Origin of the sequence: Pseudomonas sp. IT-P176 (assembly GCF_949767245.1) — a bacterium.
GTDB lineage: Bacteria > Pseudomonadota > Gammaproteobacteria > Pseudomonadales > Pseudomonadaceae > Aquipseudomonas.
On the sequence record NZ_CATKPN010000046.1, the window covers coordinates 65,847 to 81,259 of the forward strand.

The window sequence follows — 15,413 nt, forward strand, 5'->3', positions numbered from 1 at the left end:
CCTGTGCCGCCAACAGCTACACCTAGGGATACCTCGTAACTCCAGGGAAGGAGCCGTCATGGATCAAAAAGGCCTGGGCTTGATCGAGTTGCTGGTGGGCCTGGCCATCGCCGCCATGGCGCTGCACCTCAGCGTGCCGGCGCTCAGTCAATACGCCCAGTCAGTGCGCCGGGAAAGCGCGGCCCTGAGCCTTGCCAGCGGCCTGCGCAATGCGCGCAGCGAGGCGCTGCTGCGCAATCAGGCGGTGGTGGTGCATGGCTTGAACGATGACTGGAGCCAGGGCTGGCGAATCATCCTGGACCTCAGTGGTCGCGGCCAGGAGGACAGCAGCAACCCACTGTTGCGCCAGCACCAGACTGGCGGACCGCTGCGGATCGTCGGCAATCAATGGGTCAGGCGTTTTGTACGATTCAGCAGCCTGGGCGAGCCGTTATTGCCCGCAGGTACTTTTCAGGTAGGGACGTTGCACATCTGCGCGAGCCGCCAGCCGATCAGCCACCATCAGGTGGTGCTGTCCAGAAGCGGCCGCGTCAGCCTGCGCCACGACAAGGCCGAGCAGGCCTTGTGCGCGGGATCAAAGCAGGGAGCGAACCCGTAGTTCCTTGGGCATGGAGAAGGTGATGTTCTCCTCGCGACCGGCCAGTTCATCGGCACCGGTGGCACCCCAGGCGTGCAGTTGCTGGATTACCCCACGAACCAGCACTTCCGGTGCCGAAGCCCCGGCGGTGATGCCGATCCGCTCGACGCCATCGAACCAGCTGCGCTGCAAATCTTCGGCGCCGTCGATCAGGTAGGCCGGGGTAGCCATGCGCTCGGCTAGTTCGCGCAGGCGGTTGGAGTTGGAGCTGTTGGGGCTGCCCACCACCAACACCACATCGCATTCGTCGGCCAGTTGCTTGACCGCATCCTGACGGTTTTGCGTGGCGTAGCAGATGTCGTCCTTGCGTGGACCGCCAATGGCCGGGAAACGCGTGCGCAAGGCGTCGATCACTCGACTGGTGTCATCCATCGACAAGGTGGTCTGGGTGACGAAGGCGAGCTTGTCCGGGTTATGCACCTGCAAGGCGGCAACATCTTTTTCGTCTTCGACGAGGTAGATCGCACCGCCGTTGCTGGCATCGTACTGGCCCATGGTGCCTTCGACTTCCGGGTGGCCGGCATGCCCGATCAGGATGCACTCGCGACCGTCACGGCTATAGCGCGCGACTTCGATATGCACCTTGGTCACCAACGGGCAAGTTGCGTCGAACACCTTCAGGCCACGGCCTGCGGCTTCGCTGCGAACAGCCTGGGAAACCCCGTGGGCGCTGAAAATCACGATGACGTCATCCGGCACCTGATCCAGTTCCTCGACGAAAATCGCTCCGCGTGCACGCAGGTCTTCAACCACGAACTTGTTATGGACCACTTCGTGGCGCACATAGATCGGCGGCCCGAAGACTTCCAGGGCGCGGTTGACGATTTCGATCGCCCGGTCCACACCGGCGCAGAAGCCACGGGGATTGGCGAGTTTGATTTGCATGCTGTGCCTCGTGTCTTGCGCGTAAGAAATTGGATCGTTGCGATCCCTGTGGGAGCGGGCTTGCCCGCGATGACGGCCTGACATTCACATGAAAGCTGGCTTTACATCGCTTTCGCGGGCAAGCCCGCTCCCACACGGGACCTGCTTTGTTACTTAGAGCGCCTTGACGTCGATGATCTCTACGTCAAAGGTCAAGGTCTTGCCCGCCAGCGGGTGGTTGAAGTCGATGGTCACTTGCGTGTCATCGAATTCCTTGACCACACCCGGCAGCTCGGTGTTGGCCGCATCGTTGAAGATCACCAGCAAACCCGGGGACAGCTCCATGTCCTGGAACTGCGAGCGCGGGATGATCTGTACGTTCTGCGGGTTGGGCTGGCCAAACGCACGCTCTGGCTCGATGCTCAGTGTACGCTTGTCGCCCGCCTTGAAGCCGAACAAGGCGGCTTCGAAACCTGGCAACAGGTTGCCATCGCCGACCTTGAAGGTCGCCGGGGCTTTGTCGAAGGTGCTGTCGACGGTGTCGCCGTTCTCCAGGCGCAATGCGAAATGCAAAGTGACTTCCGTGTTCTGACCGATGCGTTGCTCAGCCAATACCTGTTCAGTCATGAACGGTTTCTCCGGTTTTCTTGCTTTTGAACATATCCAGCGCAAGCATCACGGCGCCGACGCTGATGGCGCTATCGGCAAAGTTGAACGCTGGGAAATACCAGCGGTTCTGCCAATGCACCAGAATGAAGTCGATCACATGGCCCAGGGCAATGCGGTCGTACAGGTTGCCCAGCGCCCCGCCCAGCACCAGCGCCAGGGCGACGGCCAGCCAAGTGTCGTTGCGCCCCAGGCGCTTGAGCCAGACCACCAGCACGCCACTGACCACGATCGCGATCAAGGCGAACAGCCAACGCTGCCAACCACCGCCATCAGCCAGGAAGCTGAAGGCCGCACCCGTGTTGTAGGCCAGGGTCCAGCTGAAGTAATCGGGGATCACCACGATCTGCTGGTACATCGTCAACGAACCTTCGAAGTAGAACTTGCTGGCCTGGTCGATGACCAGGACCAGCAGGCTCAACCACAGCCAGCTCAACCGTCCGAAACGGCTAGCAGCATCAGGCATAGTGACGAACCTCGCCTGCGCCGCTGATGTTGTCAACGCAACGACCGCAGATTTCCGGATGCTCCGGGTTCACCCCGACGTCCTCGCGGCAGTGCCAGCAACGGGCGCACTTGGCGAAGCCCGACTTGACCACCTTGAGTTTCAGGCCGCTGACTTCGGTCGCGACTGCGTCGGCCGGTGCCTGCACGAACGGGGCAATGCTCGCGGTCGAGGTGATCAGGACGAAGCGCAGCTCGTTGCTCAGCTTGGCCAGGTCGGCGCTCAGCGCCTCTTCGGCGTACAGCGTGACTTCGGCTTGCAGGTTGCCACCCACCGCCTTGGCAGCGCGCTGGATTTCCATTTCCTTGTTGACCGCCACCTTGACCGCCATGATCCGCTCCCAGTAGGCGCGGTCCAGCTCAAAGCCTTCCGGCAGTTCGCTGAGGCCTTCGTACCAGGTGTTGAGCATTACCGATTCGTTACGCTCGCCCGGCAGGTACTGCCACAGCTCGTCGGCGGTGAAGGCCAGGATCGGCGCGATCCAGCGCACCAGCGCTTCAGAGATGTGGTACAGCGCGGTTTGCGCCGAACGGCGGGCCTTGCTGTTGGCGCCGGTGGTGTACTGACGATCCTTGATGATGTCCAGGTAGAAACCGCCCAGCTCCTGCACGCAGAAGTTGTGGATCTTGGAGTAGACGTTCCAGAAGCGGTATTCACCGTAGTGCTCTTGCAACTCGCGTTGCAGCAGCAAGGTGCGGTCCACGGCCCAACGGTCCAGGGCGAGCATTTCGTCGGCCGGCAGGATGTCAGTGGCCGGGTTGAAACCGCTCAGGTTGGAAAGCAGGAAGCGCGCGGTGTTACGGATCCGCCGGTAGGCGTCCGCACTGCGTTGCAGGATCTGCTCGGAAACCGCCATTTCACCCGAATAATCGGTGGAAGCCACCCACAGACGCATGATGTCGGCACCCAGGGTGTCGTTGACCTTCTGTGGCGCAATCACGTTGCCCAGGGACTTGGACATCTTGCGGCCGGACTCATCGACAGTGAAGCCGTGGGTCAGCAGCTCGCGGTACGGCGCGTGGTTGTCGATGGCGCAACCGGTCAGCAGGGACGAATGGAACCAGCCGCGGTGCTGGTCCGAACCTTCCAGGTACAGGTCGGCACGCGGACCGCTTTCGTGGCCCATCGGGTGCGAACCGCGCAGGACGTGCCAGTGCGTGGTGCCCGAATCGAACCAGACGTCGAGGGTGTCGCTGATTTTGTCGTACTGTGGCGCTTCATCGCCCAGCAGCTCGGCAGCGTCCATCTTGAACCAGGCTTCGATGCCTTCGACTTCGACGCGCTGGGCCACCAGTTCCATCAGCTCAACGGTACGCGGGTGCAGTTCGCCGCTTTCCTTGTTCAGGAAGAACGGGATCGGCACACCCCAGTTGCGCTGGCGGGAGATGCACCAGTCAGGACGGTTGGCGATCATCGAGTGCAGGCGTGCCTGGCCCCAGGCCGGAACGAATTTGGTCTCTTCGATGGCCTTGATCGCACGCTTGCGCAGGGTCTCGCCAGTTGCCGGCTCTTTGTCCATGCCGATGAACCACTGCGCGGTGGCGCGGTAGATCAGCGGGGTCTTGTGACGCCAGCAGTGCATGTAGCTGTGTTCGATGATGGTGGTGTGCAGCAGCGCACCCACTTCAGTCAGTTTGTCGACGATGGCCGGGTTGGCCTTCCAGATGAACTGGCCGCCGAAGAACTCCAGCGAAGTCGCGTACACACCGTTGCTTTGCACTGGGTTGAGGATGTCGTCGTTGACCATGCCGTACTTCTTGCAGGTCACGAAGTCGTCCACGCCGTAGGCCGGGGCGGAGTGAACCACGCCGGTGCCAGCGCCCAGTTCGACGTAGTCCGCCAGGTAAACCGGCGACAGGCGATCGTAGAACGGGTGACGGAAGTTGATCAGCTCCAGCTCTTTACCGGTGGTGGTCGCGATGACCGAACCTTCCAGGCTATAGCGGGCCAGGCACGATTCCACCAGCTCTTCAGCCAGCACCAGCAGCTGGTCACCGACGTCGACCAGGGCGTAGTTGAATTCCGGGTGAACGTTGAGCGCCTGGTTGGCCGGGATGGTCCACGGGGTGGTGGTCCAGATCACGATCGAAGCCGGCTTGCCCAGCGATGCCAGGCCGAAAGCCGTAGCCAGTTTGGCTTCATCGGCAATCGGGAAGGCAACGTCGATGGTCGAGGACTTCTTGTTCTCGTATTCGACTTCCGCTTCGGCCAGGGCCGAACCGCAGTCAAAGCACCAGTTCACGGGCTTGAGGCCCTTGAACACGAAACCACCCTTGACGATTTCAGCCAAGGCGCGGATTTCGCCGGCCTCGTTCTTGAAATCCATGGTCTTGTACGGGTTGGCGAAGTCGCCCAGCACACCCAGGCGGATGAACTCGGACTTCTGCCCTTCGATCTGCTCGGTGGCGTAGGCACGGCACAGTTCGCGGGTCTTGTCCGCGCCCAGGTTCTTGCCGTGGGTCACTTCGACTTTGTGCTCGATCGGCAGGCCGTGGCAGTCCCAGCCCGGAACATAAGGTGCGTCGAAGCCCGACAGGGTCTTCGAACGAATGATCATGTCCTTGAGAATCTTGTTGAGCGCGTGACCGATATGAATGGTGCCGTTGGCGTACGGAGGACCGTCGTGCAGCACGAACTTCGGACGATCCTTACCAATCTCACGCAACTTCTGGTACAGGCCAATGCTGTCCCAGCGCTGCAGAATCTGCGGTTCGCGCTGAGGCAGGCCGGCCTTCATTGGGAAGGCGGTGTCCGGAAGGTTTAGCGTGGCTTTATAGTCGGTCATTTAAGGCTCTTCATTAGCGATTGGCGCTAGGTGCGGCATAGGCACGGGCGGCGGCGACATCCGCATTGATCGCCGTCTTAAGCGCCTCCAGAGAGGCGAAACGCTGCTCATCACGCAGCTTGTGGTGGAAAACCACCGTCAAACGCCGGTCATACAGATCGCCGGCAAAATCGAGTATATGGACTTCAAGGTGGGCTTTGCCGTCACCTGCGACCGTTGGCCGGACGCCGATATTGGCGACGCCTGGCCAGGTCTTACCGTCGAGGTCGACACTCACCAGGTACACCCCGGTCAGCGGCACGCGACGGCGCTTGAGTTGCACGTTGGCCGTTGGCGTACCCAACTGGCGCGCCAGCTTCTGCCCGTGCAGGACCCGCCCGGCAATCCGGAACGGCCGCCCGAGCAAACGCTCAGCCAACTCGAAATCAGCGGCGGCCAGGGCGTTTCGCACCTGGGTGCTGCTGACCCGCAGACCGTCCAGCTCGACCGTCTGCGCCGCTTCCACGGTAAAACCCTGGACGCTACCCGCCTGCTGCAGGAAATCGAAATCCCCTACCCGGTCACAGCCGAAGCGGAAATCGTCACCGACCTCCAGATGCTGGACGCCCAGGCCATCGACCAGGATGGTGTCGACGAATTCGGCGGCGCTGAGCTTGCTCAAGCGCTGGTTGAACGCCAGGCATAACACCCGGTCAACGCCTTCGTCTGCCAGCAGTTGCAGCTTGTCGCGCAGGCGAGCAAGACGCGCTGGCGCGGTGTCGGGCGCAAAAAACTCGCGGGGCTGGGGCTCGAAAATCACCACGCAGCTGGGTACGCCCAACTCAAGCGCACGCTCACGCAGCCGGCCCAGGATAGCCTGGTGACCACGGTGAACACCGTCAAAGTTGCCAATAGTGGCGACGCAGCCCCGATGCTGGGGGCGCAGATTGTGGAGGCCTCGAACCAGCTGCATAACGCGCTTCTTGCTCATAAAGTGGTCGATTATAACCACACCCGGCGGCCGACGACAGGCAACACCGCAACCCAAAGTGATCGAACCGACAAAACCGACGCCTGGCTCGCGATTATTCCAGCATTGGCGTCAGCTCAACGCCTTGCGATTGAAGTCCCGCAGACGGAAGCCCAGCAGCGCCAGCATGCCGAAATACGTTACCACCCCAGCACCAACCAGCACGCCCAGACGCAGGAAACGCTCGAGCATGTGACCGTCGCTCCAGGCCGGCATGAAATGCATTATCCCCAGCAGTACTGCGGACATCACGGCCACCGCCAGCAACAGCTTAAGGGCAAACTTGCCCCAGCCCGGCTGCGGTTGATACATATTCTGCTTGCGCAGTTGATAGAACAACAGGCCGGCGTTCAGGCACGCCCCACCACTGATGGCCAGCGCCAGGCCCGCGTGCTGCAGCGGACCGACCAAGGCCAGGTTGAACAGTTGGGTGACTATCAGGGTGAAAATTGCGATTTTTACCGGGGTGCGGATGTTCTGCTGCGCGTAAAAGCCTGGAGCCAGCACCTTGATCACGATAATCCCCAGCAATCCGACCGAATACGCCACCAGCGCTCGCTGGGTCATCGACGCATCAAAGGCACTGAACTGACCGTACTGGAACAGCGACACCGTCAACGGCTCCGCGAGGATCCCCAGGGCCAGCGCACAGGGCAGCACCAGCACGAAGCACAGGCGCAGGCCCCAGTCGAGAATGCGCGAGTATTCGTGGCGGTCCTGGCTGGCATAGGTCTTGGCCAGGGTCGGCAGGAGAATGGTGCCCAGGGCCACGCCCAACACCCCTGATGGCAACTCCATCAGCCGATCGGCGTAGTACATCCAGGACACGGAGCCGGCCACCAGGAAAGAAGCAAAAATGGTGTTGATGATCAACGAAATCTGGCTGACCGAAACCCCGAGGATCGCCGGCAGCATTTGCTTCATCACGCGCCAGACCCCGCTATCACGCAGGTTCAGCCGTGGCAGCACCAGCATGCCGATCTTTTTCAGGTGTGGCAGTTGATAGAGCAACTGCGCCAGGCCGCCAGCCAGTACCGCCCAACCCAGCGCCATCACCGGCGGATCGAAGTAGGGGGTGAGGAACAGCGCGAAGATGATCATGCTGACGTTGAGCAGGGTCGGCACGAACGCCGGCACCGAGAACCGGTTATAGGTGTTGAGAATCGCCCCAGCCAGCGAAGACAGGGAGATCAGCAATATATAAGGGAACGTGACCCGCAGCAGGCTGGCCGTCAGCTCGAACTTTTCCGGGGTATCGGTAAAACCCGGGGCCGTGGCCCAGATCACCCAGGGCGCAAAGATCATCCCGATGATCGTCACCAGCGCCAGCACCAGCGTCAGCAAACCCGAAACATAAGCCACGAAAGTGCGGGTCGCCTCCTCGCCTTGCTGACTTTTGTATTCTGCCAGGATCGGTACGAACGCCTGGGAAAACGCGCCCTCGGCAAAGATCCGCCGCAACAGGTTGGGCAGTTTGAAGGCGATGAAGAAGGCGTCCGTGGCCATGCCGGCGCCAAATATACGGGCGACGAGGGTGTCACGCACGAATCCCAGAACCCGGGAGATCATCGTGATAGAGCTGACGGCGGCCAAGGATTTAAGCAGGTTCATGGAAGAGTTTTTTGCCTGTCGATAAACAGCAGGCGAACAATGCGCCTACTTATGCGATACTCCGCGCCGCAACAGCACAGAGCCAAAGCTCGCGAGTTTACAGGTCGTACGCCGGAATGAAATATCCCGGTGCTTTATACCTACCACTTAGCGGAACGTCTCAACCGCCCTTGACAAGACTTCAACTCATCGGCATGATTCGCGGCCTATTTTGTTTGCTATTTCCCAAAAAGTCTTTCGAGGAGCTCGACGGTGGCCAACACACCTTCCGCCAAAAAACGTGCAAAACAGGCTGAGAAGCGTCGCAGCCACAACGCCAGCCTGCGTTCCATGGTTCGTACCTACATCAAGAATGTAGTTAAAGCCATCGACGCAAAAGACGCTGAAAAAGCGCAAGCTGCTTACGTTCTGGCCGTGCCAGTTATCGACCGTATGGCCGATAAAGGCATCATCCACAAGAACAAAGCTGCTCGCCATAAGAGCCGCCTGAATGGCCACGTAAAGGCTCTGAACGTTGCCGCTGCTGCCTAAGCGACACGCTCATTAAAAAACCGACCTCAGGGTCGGTTTTTTATTGCCTGCGATTTGATCAAACCAATACAAAAACTGTAGGGGTGGGTGCCCGCCCCTACAAGCCTCGAATCAAATCAATGCTGAGCCCACGGCAAAATCGGAATCGCCGTCACCGCATTCTGCGGACTGCCTTCGATCAGGCGGTCGCTATAGACCAGGTACACCAGGGTATTGCGCTTCTTGTCGAGAAATCGCACCACCTGCATGGTCTTGAACACCAGGGACGTGCGCTCCTTGAACACCTCGTCACCATCCTTGAGCTCACCCCTGAAGCTGATCGGCCCGACCTGACGACAGGCAATGGACGCCTCGGCACGATCCTCGGCCAACCCCAGGCCACCCTTCACTCCGCCGGTCTTGGCGCGCGACAGGTAGCAGGTCACACCATCGACCTTCGGATCATCAAAGGCCTCGACCACAATACGGTCATTGGGCCCGACAAACTTGAACACGGTCGATACCTGACCAATCTCTTCGGCCGAAGCCAATAGCGGCATCGCCAGCAACAACCCCAACAAGCCCTTTGCCATGCGCATGCGCTTTTCCTTCACTCAAACCAGAATCAGGTTATCGCGGTGAACCAGTTCCGGCTCCGCCATGTAACCCAGCAAACCGACAATCGCCTCGGACGATTGACCGATGATTTTTTGCGCCTCCAGGGCGCTGTAGTTAGCCAGGCCACGGGCAATCTCGCGACCGTCCGGCGCCACGCACACCACCATTTCGCCACGGCGGAAGCTGCCCTGGACCAGTTTGACGCCGACTGGCAGCAAGCTCTTGTTGCCCTGGGACAAGGCCGAAACCGCGCCCGCATCCAGCACCAGCGTGCCGCGCGTCTGCAAGTGCCCCGCCAACCACTGCTTGCGCGCCGCCAGCAGGCCACGCTCAGGCGACAGCAAGGTGCCGATACGCTCGCCCGCCTTCAGGCGATCCAGCACCCGCTCCAGGCGCCCGCCCACGATGATCGTGTGCGCACCGGAACGCGCCGCCAGCCGCGCAGCCCGCAGCTTGGTCTGCATACCGCCACGCCCCAGCGCGCCGCCCGTACCGCCAGCCACCGCATCCAGCGCCGGATCATCGGCACGCGCCTCGTAAATCAGCCGGGCATCGGGATTGTTCCGCGGATCTGCGTCGAACATGCCATCACGGTCCGTAAGAATCACCAACAGGTCAGCCTCGACCAGGTTGGCCACCAGCGCCGCCAGGGTATCGTTGTCGCCGAAGCGGATTTCGTCGGTGACCACCGTATCGTTCTCGTTGATCACCGGGATGACCTTGAGATCGACCAGCGCGCGCAGGGTGCTGCGAGCATTGAGGTAACGCTTGCGATCGGACAAGTCATCATGCGTCAGCAGGATCTGCGCAGTGTGCCGGCCATGCTCGGCGAAGCTCGACTCCCAAGCCTGCACCAGGCCCATCTGGCCAATAGCGGCCGCCGCCTGCAACTCATGCATTGCACTGGGTCGTGCAGTCCAGCCCAGACGACTCATGCCCGCCGCCACCGCCCCCGAGGACACCAGCACCAACTCGACGCCCGCCTCGTGCAGCGCCACCATCTGCTCAACCCAGACGCCCATTGCCGCGCGATCCAGACCCTTGCCGTCAGCCGTCAGCAAAGCGCTGCCGATCTTCACGACCCAACGCTGCGCACCTGTCACCTTGCTCCGCATGATCTTCAACCTTAGCTTGAGGACAGCACGACCCAGTGCTGCCCATAACGTTATTCGTGACTACCGATTTCCAGATACTAAAACGCCGCTCCAGGGAGCGGCGCTTAAGTTTATCGCAACGTATCAGTCACGCACGTAAATGATTTCCGGACCATCTTCGTCATCCACATCTTCTTCATCCCAGTCATCGTCACCGATGTCATGGACCGACTTCACGCCGCTGCGGCGCAGGGCACGCTGGTCATCCAGGGCCTGCAGCTGGGCACGCGCTTCATCTTCGATGCGCTGGTCAAGATCGGCCAGCTCTTCGCGGTACGCCGGATCGTTGGCCAGGCGATCAGCACGATCTTCCAGGTAACGCATGATGTCGCGAGTCAGGCGCTCGGTGCCTTCTTTGGCGATAGCCGAGATGACGTAGACCGGACCGGTCCACTCCAGGCGATCGACGATCTCCTTGACGCGCTCTTCGTGCTCTTCCTCAAGAATCTGGTCGCACTTGTTCAGCACCAGCCAACGATCACGCTCAGCCAGGGACGGGCTGAACTTGGTCAGCTCGCTGACGATCACTTCAGCGGCATCGGCTGCACTGGTTTCATCCAGCGGCGCCATGTCGACGAGGTGCAACAGCAGGCGGGTACGCGATAAGTGCTTGAGGAAACGAATCCCCAGGCCGGCGCCATCCGAAGCACCCTCGATCAGACCCGGGATGTCGGCAATGACAAAGCTTTTCCAGCGATCGACACTGACCACGCCCAGGTTTGGCACCAGGGTGGTGAACGGGTAATCGGCAACTTTCGGCTTGGCAGCCGACACCGAACGGATAAAGGTACTTTTACCGGCGTTAGGCAAACCCAGCAGGCCGACGTCCGCCAACACTTTCATTTCCAGCTTGAGGTCACGCTGCTCGCCCGGCTTGCCCGGCGTAGTCTGGCGTGGCGCCCGGTTGGTACTGGATTTGAAACGGGTGTTACCCAGACCGTGCCAGCCACCATGCGCCACCAACAACCGCTGACCAGCCTTGGTCAGGTCGCCGATAACTTCCTGGGTTGCCGAATCGATCACCGTGGTACCGACCGGAACCCGCAAAACCAGCTCTTCACCCTTCTTGCCGGTGCAGTCAGTGCTGCCGCCGTTGGCGCCACGCTCGGCATCGAAGTGCCGGGTGTAACGGTAGTCCACCAAGGTATTGAGGTTTTCGTCGGCGATCATGTAGACCGAGCCGCCATCACCCCCATCACCACCGTTCGGACCACCGTTCTCGATGAATTTTTCCCGACGGAAGCTCATGCAACCATTGCCGCCATCGCCAGCTTTTACTCGAATCGATACTTCATCAACAAACTTCATAACAAAACGCCTCTCGCCATACGGACGAGCCGAAAAAACCAAGACATAAGACTCTTGCAAAAATGAGCGCAGCGACCTCAAGCAACGACCGCAAACCCACTGCTTTCGCCCATCACAAACAGCTTTGCAAGAGACTCACCCCACAAACGAAAAAGCCCCGTCGCAAGACAGGGCTTTTCCAGCAACTACGTAATTATGCCGCGACGACTGGAGTCTTCGGGACAATGCTCACGTAACGGCGGTTGAAAGCGCCTTTTACTTCGAACTTGATCACGCCGTCGATTTTAGCGAACAGAGTGTGATCTTTGCCCATGCCAACGCCGTAGCCAGCGTGGAATTGGGTGCCGCGCTGACGCACGATGATGTTGCCCGGAATGATAACCTGGCCGCCATACATCTTCACGCCAAGGCGTTTGGCTTCTGAGTCGCGACCGTTACGGGTACTACCACCAGCTTTTTTGTGTGCCATGAGTTCAATTCTCCTAGTGAGGAATTAGGCTGAAATTAAGCCTGAATACCGGTGATTTTGATCTCGGTGTACCACTGGCGGTGGCCCATACGCTTCATGTGGTGCTTACGGCGACGGAACTTGATGATGCGGACTTTATCGTGACGACCTTGGGAGATCACTTCAGCCACAACGGTAGCGCCAGCAACAACTGGAGCGCCGATATTCACGTCGTCGCCATTGGCAACCAACAGAACGCGATCAAAAGTAACGGATTCGCCGGTAGCGATTTCCAGTTTTTCGATCTTCAGGTATTCACCTGGAGCAACTTTGTACTGCTTGCCACCAGTAACGATTACTGCATAAGACATGGTATTTCTCCGATAATCCTGCTCACCCAGCTCTTTATAAGAAGAGGTATTGGCTGGCATGGCTGCATAAGGCTGGAAGGCCGGTTTGCAATTGCGTAAGGCAGGTGCTGCCCAGGAAGTTCAGGGTGCGCGATTGTACGCAAGCCACGAGCGCGTTGCAAGGGGCCGTCCATCGTGCCTTGACACCCGCTGGCGTGGGTCCTAGCATGCCGCGCAACCCTTATGGAGCACCTGTCGCTGATGCAACCCCAAGCTTTCTACCGCGCGGTGGCGGACGATTTTAGCGCCGTCGACGGCATCATCAAGAAGCAGCTGACTTCCCGAGTGCCGCTGGTATCGAAAATCGGCGACTACATCACCTCGGCTGGCGGCAAACGCCTGCGTCCTTTATTAGTGCTGCTGTGCGGCAAGGCCCTGGGTCGCGAAGGCGATGACATGCGCCTGCTGGCAGCCACTATCGAGTTCCTGCACACCGCCACCCTGCTGCACGACGACGTGGTCGACATGTCCGGTATGCGCCGTGGCCGCTCGACTGCCAACGCCATGTGGGGCAATGCCCCGAGCGTGCTGGTCGGCGACTTCCTGTATTCGCGTTCGTTCGAGATGATGGTCGAACTGGGCTCCATGCCGGTGATGAAGATCCTCTCCCAGGCCACGCGGATCATCGCCGAAGGCGAAGTCCTGCAGTTGTCCAAGGTGCGCGACGCCAGCACCACCGAAGAAACCTACATGGAAGTCATTCGCGGCAAGACCGCGATGCTCTTCGAAGCCTCGACCCACAGCGCTGCTGCCCTCGCGGGTGCAACCCCGGAGCAGAGCGAAGCCCTGCGCACCTTTGGTGATCACCTGGGCGTGGCATTCCAACTGGTCGACGACCTGCTCGACTATCGCGGCGATGCCGAGACCCTGGGCAAGAACGTCGGCGACGACCTGGCCGAAGGCAAGCCGACCCTGCCGCTGATCTACACCATGCGCGAAGGCACGCCAGAACAGGCAGCCCTGGTGCGCAAGGCGATCCAGAAAGGCGGCATCGAAGACCTGGAGAGCATCCGCGCCGCTGTGGAGGCCTCAGGCTCGCTGGAATACACCGCGCAATTGGCGCGCGACTATGTAGCCCGCGCGATCAAGTGCCTGGAAATGCTGCCGGCCAGCGAGTACCGCGATGCCCTGGTTGAGCTGAGCGAGTTCGCGGTCGCCCGCACGCACTGACGTGCCGCCACGGGTAGGAGCGAGCTTGCTCGCGAAGGACGTTAACGATAACGCGTGCATCCTGGATGAACGCTGTGTCTGTGAGTTCTTCGCGAGCAGGCTCGCTCCCACAGTTGTTTCTATGCCTCCCCCCGCCTGCGCTTAAAACCCTATATAATGTGCGCTTTTTAGCCATCCTGAACTCAAGGAGCTTTAGTGAGCACGTTGCCACCCTGCCCGAAATGCAATAGCGAATACACCTACGAAGACGGCGCCCAACTGATCTGCCCGGAGTGCGCCCACGAATGGTCCGCCAGCGGCGAAGCCGAGGCGGTGTCCGATGAAACCGTGAAAAAGGATTCGGTCGGCAACGTCCTGCAAGATGGCGACACCATCACCGTGATCAAGGACCTCAAGGTCAAGGGCACCTCGCTGGTGGTCAAGGTCGGCACCAAGGTCAAGAACATCCGCCTGTGCGATGGCGACCACGACATCGACTGCAAGATCGATGGCATCGGCCCGATGAAACTCAAATCCGAGTTCGTCAGAAAAGTCTGAGCCTGCTGCAAGCCATCGCGCGTCCGCGCGGGATGGCTGCTCTCTCCCCCCTCGTAAGCCTTCCTCCCGCCCCAATAGCAAAACGCCAGCCGTTTTGATCCTGGGCAATCCCCGCGCACAAAATCCGCAGAAACCGCCAATAGGCACTTGCTATTAATTGAATAAGAATTATTCTCATCAAACCATTAGAAAGGAGATGAGCATCATGACTTACTTGATCGATGCATGGCTGGACCGCCCACACCCTTACCTCAGAATCCTGCATCGGGAAACCGGGGAAGTCTGCGCTGTACTGGAAGAAGAAGCCTTGAGCGAACTGCAGGACCAGGGCGACCTCGACCTCAATGGCCTGAGCTCCAGCGAACCGGTGGTGCTCAAGGAGCTGGTGCGCAACCTGTTTCTGTTCTGCTATGCCCGGGCATTGCGCCCGACGCATGATCTGACGCACAAGATCGAAATATGATGCAGCACAAAAAACTGTGGGAGCTAGCGCCCGCAAGCGAGCGCTCGCTCCCACATTAGCCCGATGTCATATCGGGCCGGGTATTACAGAACGTCCAGCAGCTCGACGTCAAATACCAGAACGCTGTGCGGCGGGATGCTGCCAACGCCTTGAGCGCCGTAAGCCAATTCGCTCGGCACGTACAGACGCCATTTGCTGCCTGCGTTCATCAGTTGCAGGGCTTCGGTCCAGCCAGCGATCACGCCGCCAACCGGGAATTCTGCAGGTTGACCACGATCGTAGGAGCTGTCGAACACAGTGCCGTCGATCAGGGTGCCGTGGTAGTGAGTACGCACGGTGTCTTCGCGGGATGGCTTGGCGCCTTCACCGGCAGTCAGGACTTCAAATTGCAGACCGGAAGCCAGGGTGGTGATGCCGTCACGCTTGGCGTTTTCAGCCAGGAATGCCAGGCCTTCACCCGCCGCTGCTTCAGCCTTGGCTGCCGCTTCGGCTTGCATGATTTCACGGATGACCTTGAAGCTGGCCGACATGGCTTCCTGGCCAACGCGGCTTTCCTTACCGGCGAAAGCGTCGGTCAGACCTGCCAGGATTGCGTCCAGGCTAACGCCCGGTGGCGGGTTGTCGCGCAGCTGGTCGCCCAGCTGACGGCCGATGCCGTAGCTGACGCGGGTTTCGTCGGTGGACAGATTTACTTCGGACATGACACTGCTCCGCTGTG

General features: G+C 60.1%; 17 protein-coding genes. 5 read left to right on the forward strand and 12 right to left on the reverse strand.

The window, feature by feature from the left end; genetic code table 11:
* The first annotated feature begins 58 nt into the window (after positions 1 to 58).
* A complete protein-coding gene (locus ACM6IP_RS12945) occupies positions 59 to 598 on the forward strand; it encodes a GspH/FimT family pseudopilin (RefSeq protein ID WP_095166507.1) in 540 nt (179 codons plus the stop codon).
* Here ACM6IP_RS12945 and ispH read toward each other — a convergent pair.
* From ispH to murJ, 6 genes are all read right to left on the reverse strand, one after another.
* A complete protein-coding gene (gene ispH / locus ACM6IP_RS12950) occupies positions 575 to 1,522 on the reverse strand; it encodes a 4-hydroxy-3-methylbut-2-enyl diphosphate reductase (RefSeq protein WP_095166506.1) in 948 nt (315 codons plus the stop codon). The two genes, ACM6IP_RS12945 and ispH, sit on opposite strands and share 24 nt — an antisense overlap.
* 153 nt (positions 1,523 to 1,675) lie before the next feature.
* Entirely contained in the window at positions 1,676 to 2,113 is a 438-nt protein-coding gene (fkpB, locus tag ACM6IP_RS12955) for an FKBP-type peptidyl-prolyl cis-trans isomerase (RefSeq protein WP_174244638.1), read from the reverse strand.
* Between the two features lie 7 nt (positions 2,114 to 2,120).
* Entirely contained in the window at positions 2,121 to 2,633 is a 513-nt protein-coding gene (gene lspA / locus ACM6IP_RS12960; RefSeq protein ID WP_095166502.1) for a signal peptidase II, read from the reverse strand.
* The gene (gene ileS, locus ACM6IP_RS12965) at positions 2,626 to 5,457 is read right to left on the reverse strand and encodes an isoleucine--tRNA ligase (RefSeq protein ID WP_095166500.1); all 2,832 of its coding nucleotides are present in this window, start codon (positions 5,455 to 5,457) and stop codon (positions 2,626 to 2,628) included. Before ileS ends, lspA begins: the two co-directional genes overlap by 8 nt.
* A 13-nt stretch (positions 5,458 to 5,470) precedes the next feature.
* Positions 5,471 to 6,409 carry a bifunctional riboflavin kinase/FAD synthetase gene (gene ribF / locus ACM6IP_RS12970; protein WP_095166498.1) on the reverse strand — a complete coding sequence of 313 codons (939 nt, stop codon included), beginning with the start codon at positions 6,407 to 6,409 and terminating at the stop codon, positions 5,471 to 5,473.
* Between the two features lie 129 nt (positions 6,410 to 6,538).
* The gene (gene murJ, locus ACM6IP_RS12975; protein WP_414861624.1) at positions 6,539 to 8,077 is read right to left on the reverse strand and encodes a murein biosynthesis integral membrane protein MurJ; all 1,539 of its coding nucleotides are present in this window, start codon (positions 8,075 to 8,077) and stop codon (positions 6,539 to 6,541) included.
* A 252-nt stretch (positions 8,078 to 8,329) separates the two neighbouring features.
* Between murJ and rpsT the strand changes: the two genes are divergently transcribed.
* On the forward strand, positions 8,330 to 8,608 hold the full coding sequence (rpsT, locus tag ACM6IP_RS12980) for a 30S ribosomal protein S20 (protein ID WP_003185593.1): 279 nt from the start codon (positions 8,330 to 8,332) through the stop codon (positions 8,606 to 8,608).
* A 116-nt stretch (positions 8,609 to 8,724) separates the two neighbouring features.
* On the opposite strand, the gene ACM6IP_RS12985 is transcribed toward rpsT, so the two are convergent.
* The 5 genes from ACM6IP_RS12985 to rplU all read right to left on the reverse strand — a co-directional run bounded on the left by ACM6IP_RS12985 (position 8,725) and on the right by rplU (position 12,486).
* Positions 8,725 to 9,186, reverse strand: a complete 462-nt coding sequence (locus ACM6IP_RS12985) for a CreA family protein (protein ID WP_095166494.1) — start codon at positions 9,184 to 9,186, stop codon at positions 8,725 to 8,727.
* Positions 9,187 to 9,201: 15 nt separating this feature from the next.
* Entirely contained in the window at positions 9,202 to 10,320 is a 1,119-nt protein-coding gene (gene proB, locus ACM6IP_RS12990; protein WP_414861625.1) for a glutamate 5-kinase, read from the reverse strand.
* A 123-nt stretch (positions 10,321 to 10,443) separates the two neighbouring features.
* Entirely contained in the window at positions 10,444 to 11,667 is a 1,224-nt protein-coding gene (gene cgtA / locus ACM6IP_RS12995) for an Obg family GTPase CgtA (protein WP_095166490.1), read from the reverse strand.
* Positions 11,668 to 11,860: 193 nt separating this feature from the next.
* The gene (rpmA, locus tag ACM6IP_RS13000; protein WP_093419745.1) at positions 11,861 to 12,136 is read right to left on the reverse strand and encodes a 50S ribosomal protein L27; all 276 of its coding nucleotides are present in this window, start codon (positions 12,134 to 12,136) and stop codon (positions 11,861 to 11,863) included.
* Positions 12,137 to 12,171: 35 nt separating this feature from the next.
* Positions 12,172 to 12,486: a 50S ribosomal protein L21 gene (gene rplU / locus ACM6IP_RS13005; RefSeq protein ID WP_003176051.1), complete on the reverse strand. Its 315-nt coding sequence runs from the start codon at positions 12,484 to 12,486 to the stop codon at positions 12,172 to 12,174.
* Positions 12,487 to 12,726: 240 nt separating this feature from the next.
* On the opposite strand from rplU, the gene ACM6IP_RS13010 reads away from it, so the two are divergent.
* The 3 genes from ACM6IP_RS13010 (at position 12,727) to ACM6IP_RS13020 (ending at position 14,695) form a co-directional block, all read left to right on the forward strand.
* Entirely contained in the window at positions 12,727 to 13,695 is a 969-nt protein-coding gene (locus ACM6IP_RS13010; protein WP_095166627.1) for a polyprenyl synthetase family protein, read from the forward strand.
* Between the two features lie 195 nt (positions 13,696 to 13,890).
* Positions 13,891 to 14,232, forward strand: a complete 342-nt coding sequence (locus ACM6IP_RS13015; RefSeq protein WP_414861626.1) for a zinc ribbon domain-containing protein YjdM — start codon at positions 13,891 to 13,893, stop codon at positions 14,230 to 14,232.
* A gap of 205 nt (positions 14,233 to 14,437) precedes the next feature.
* Positions 14,438 to 14,695 carry a hypothetical protein gene (locus ACM6IP_RS13020; protein ID WP_095166625.1) on the forward strand — a complete coding sequence of 86 codons (258 nt, stop codon included), beginning with the start codon at positions 14,438 to 14,440 and terminating at the stop codon, positions 14,693 to 14,695.
* A gap of 83 nt (positions 14,696 to 14,778) precedes the next feature.
* Here ACM6IP_RS13020 and ACM6IP_RS13025 read toward each other — a convergent pair whose 3' ends face one another.
* Positions 14,779 to 15,396: an FKBP-type peptidyl-prolyl cis-trans isomerase gene (locus ACM6IP_RS13025; RefSeq protein WP_095166489.1), complete on the reverse strand. Its 618-nt coding sequence runs from the start codon at positions 15,394 to 15,396 to the stop codon at positions 14,779 to 14,781.
* Between the last annotated feature and the right edge of the window lie 17 nt (positions 15,397 to 15,413).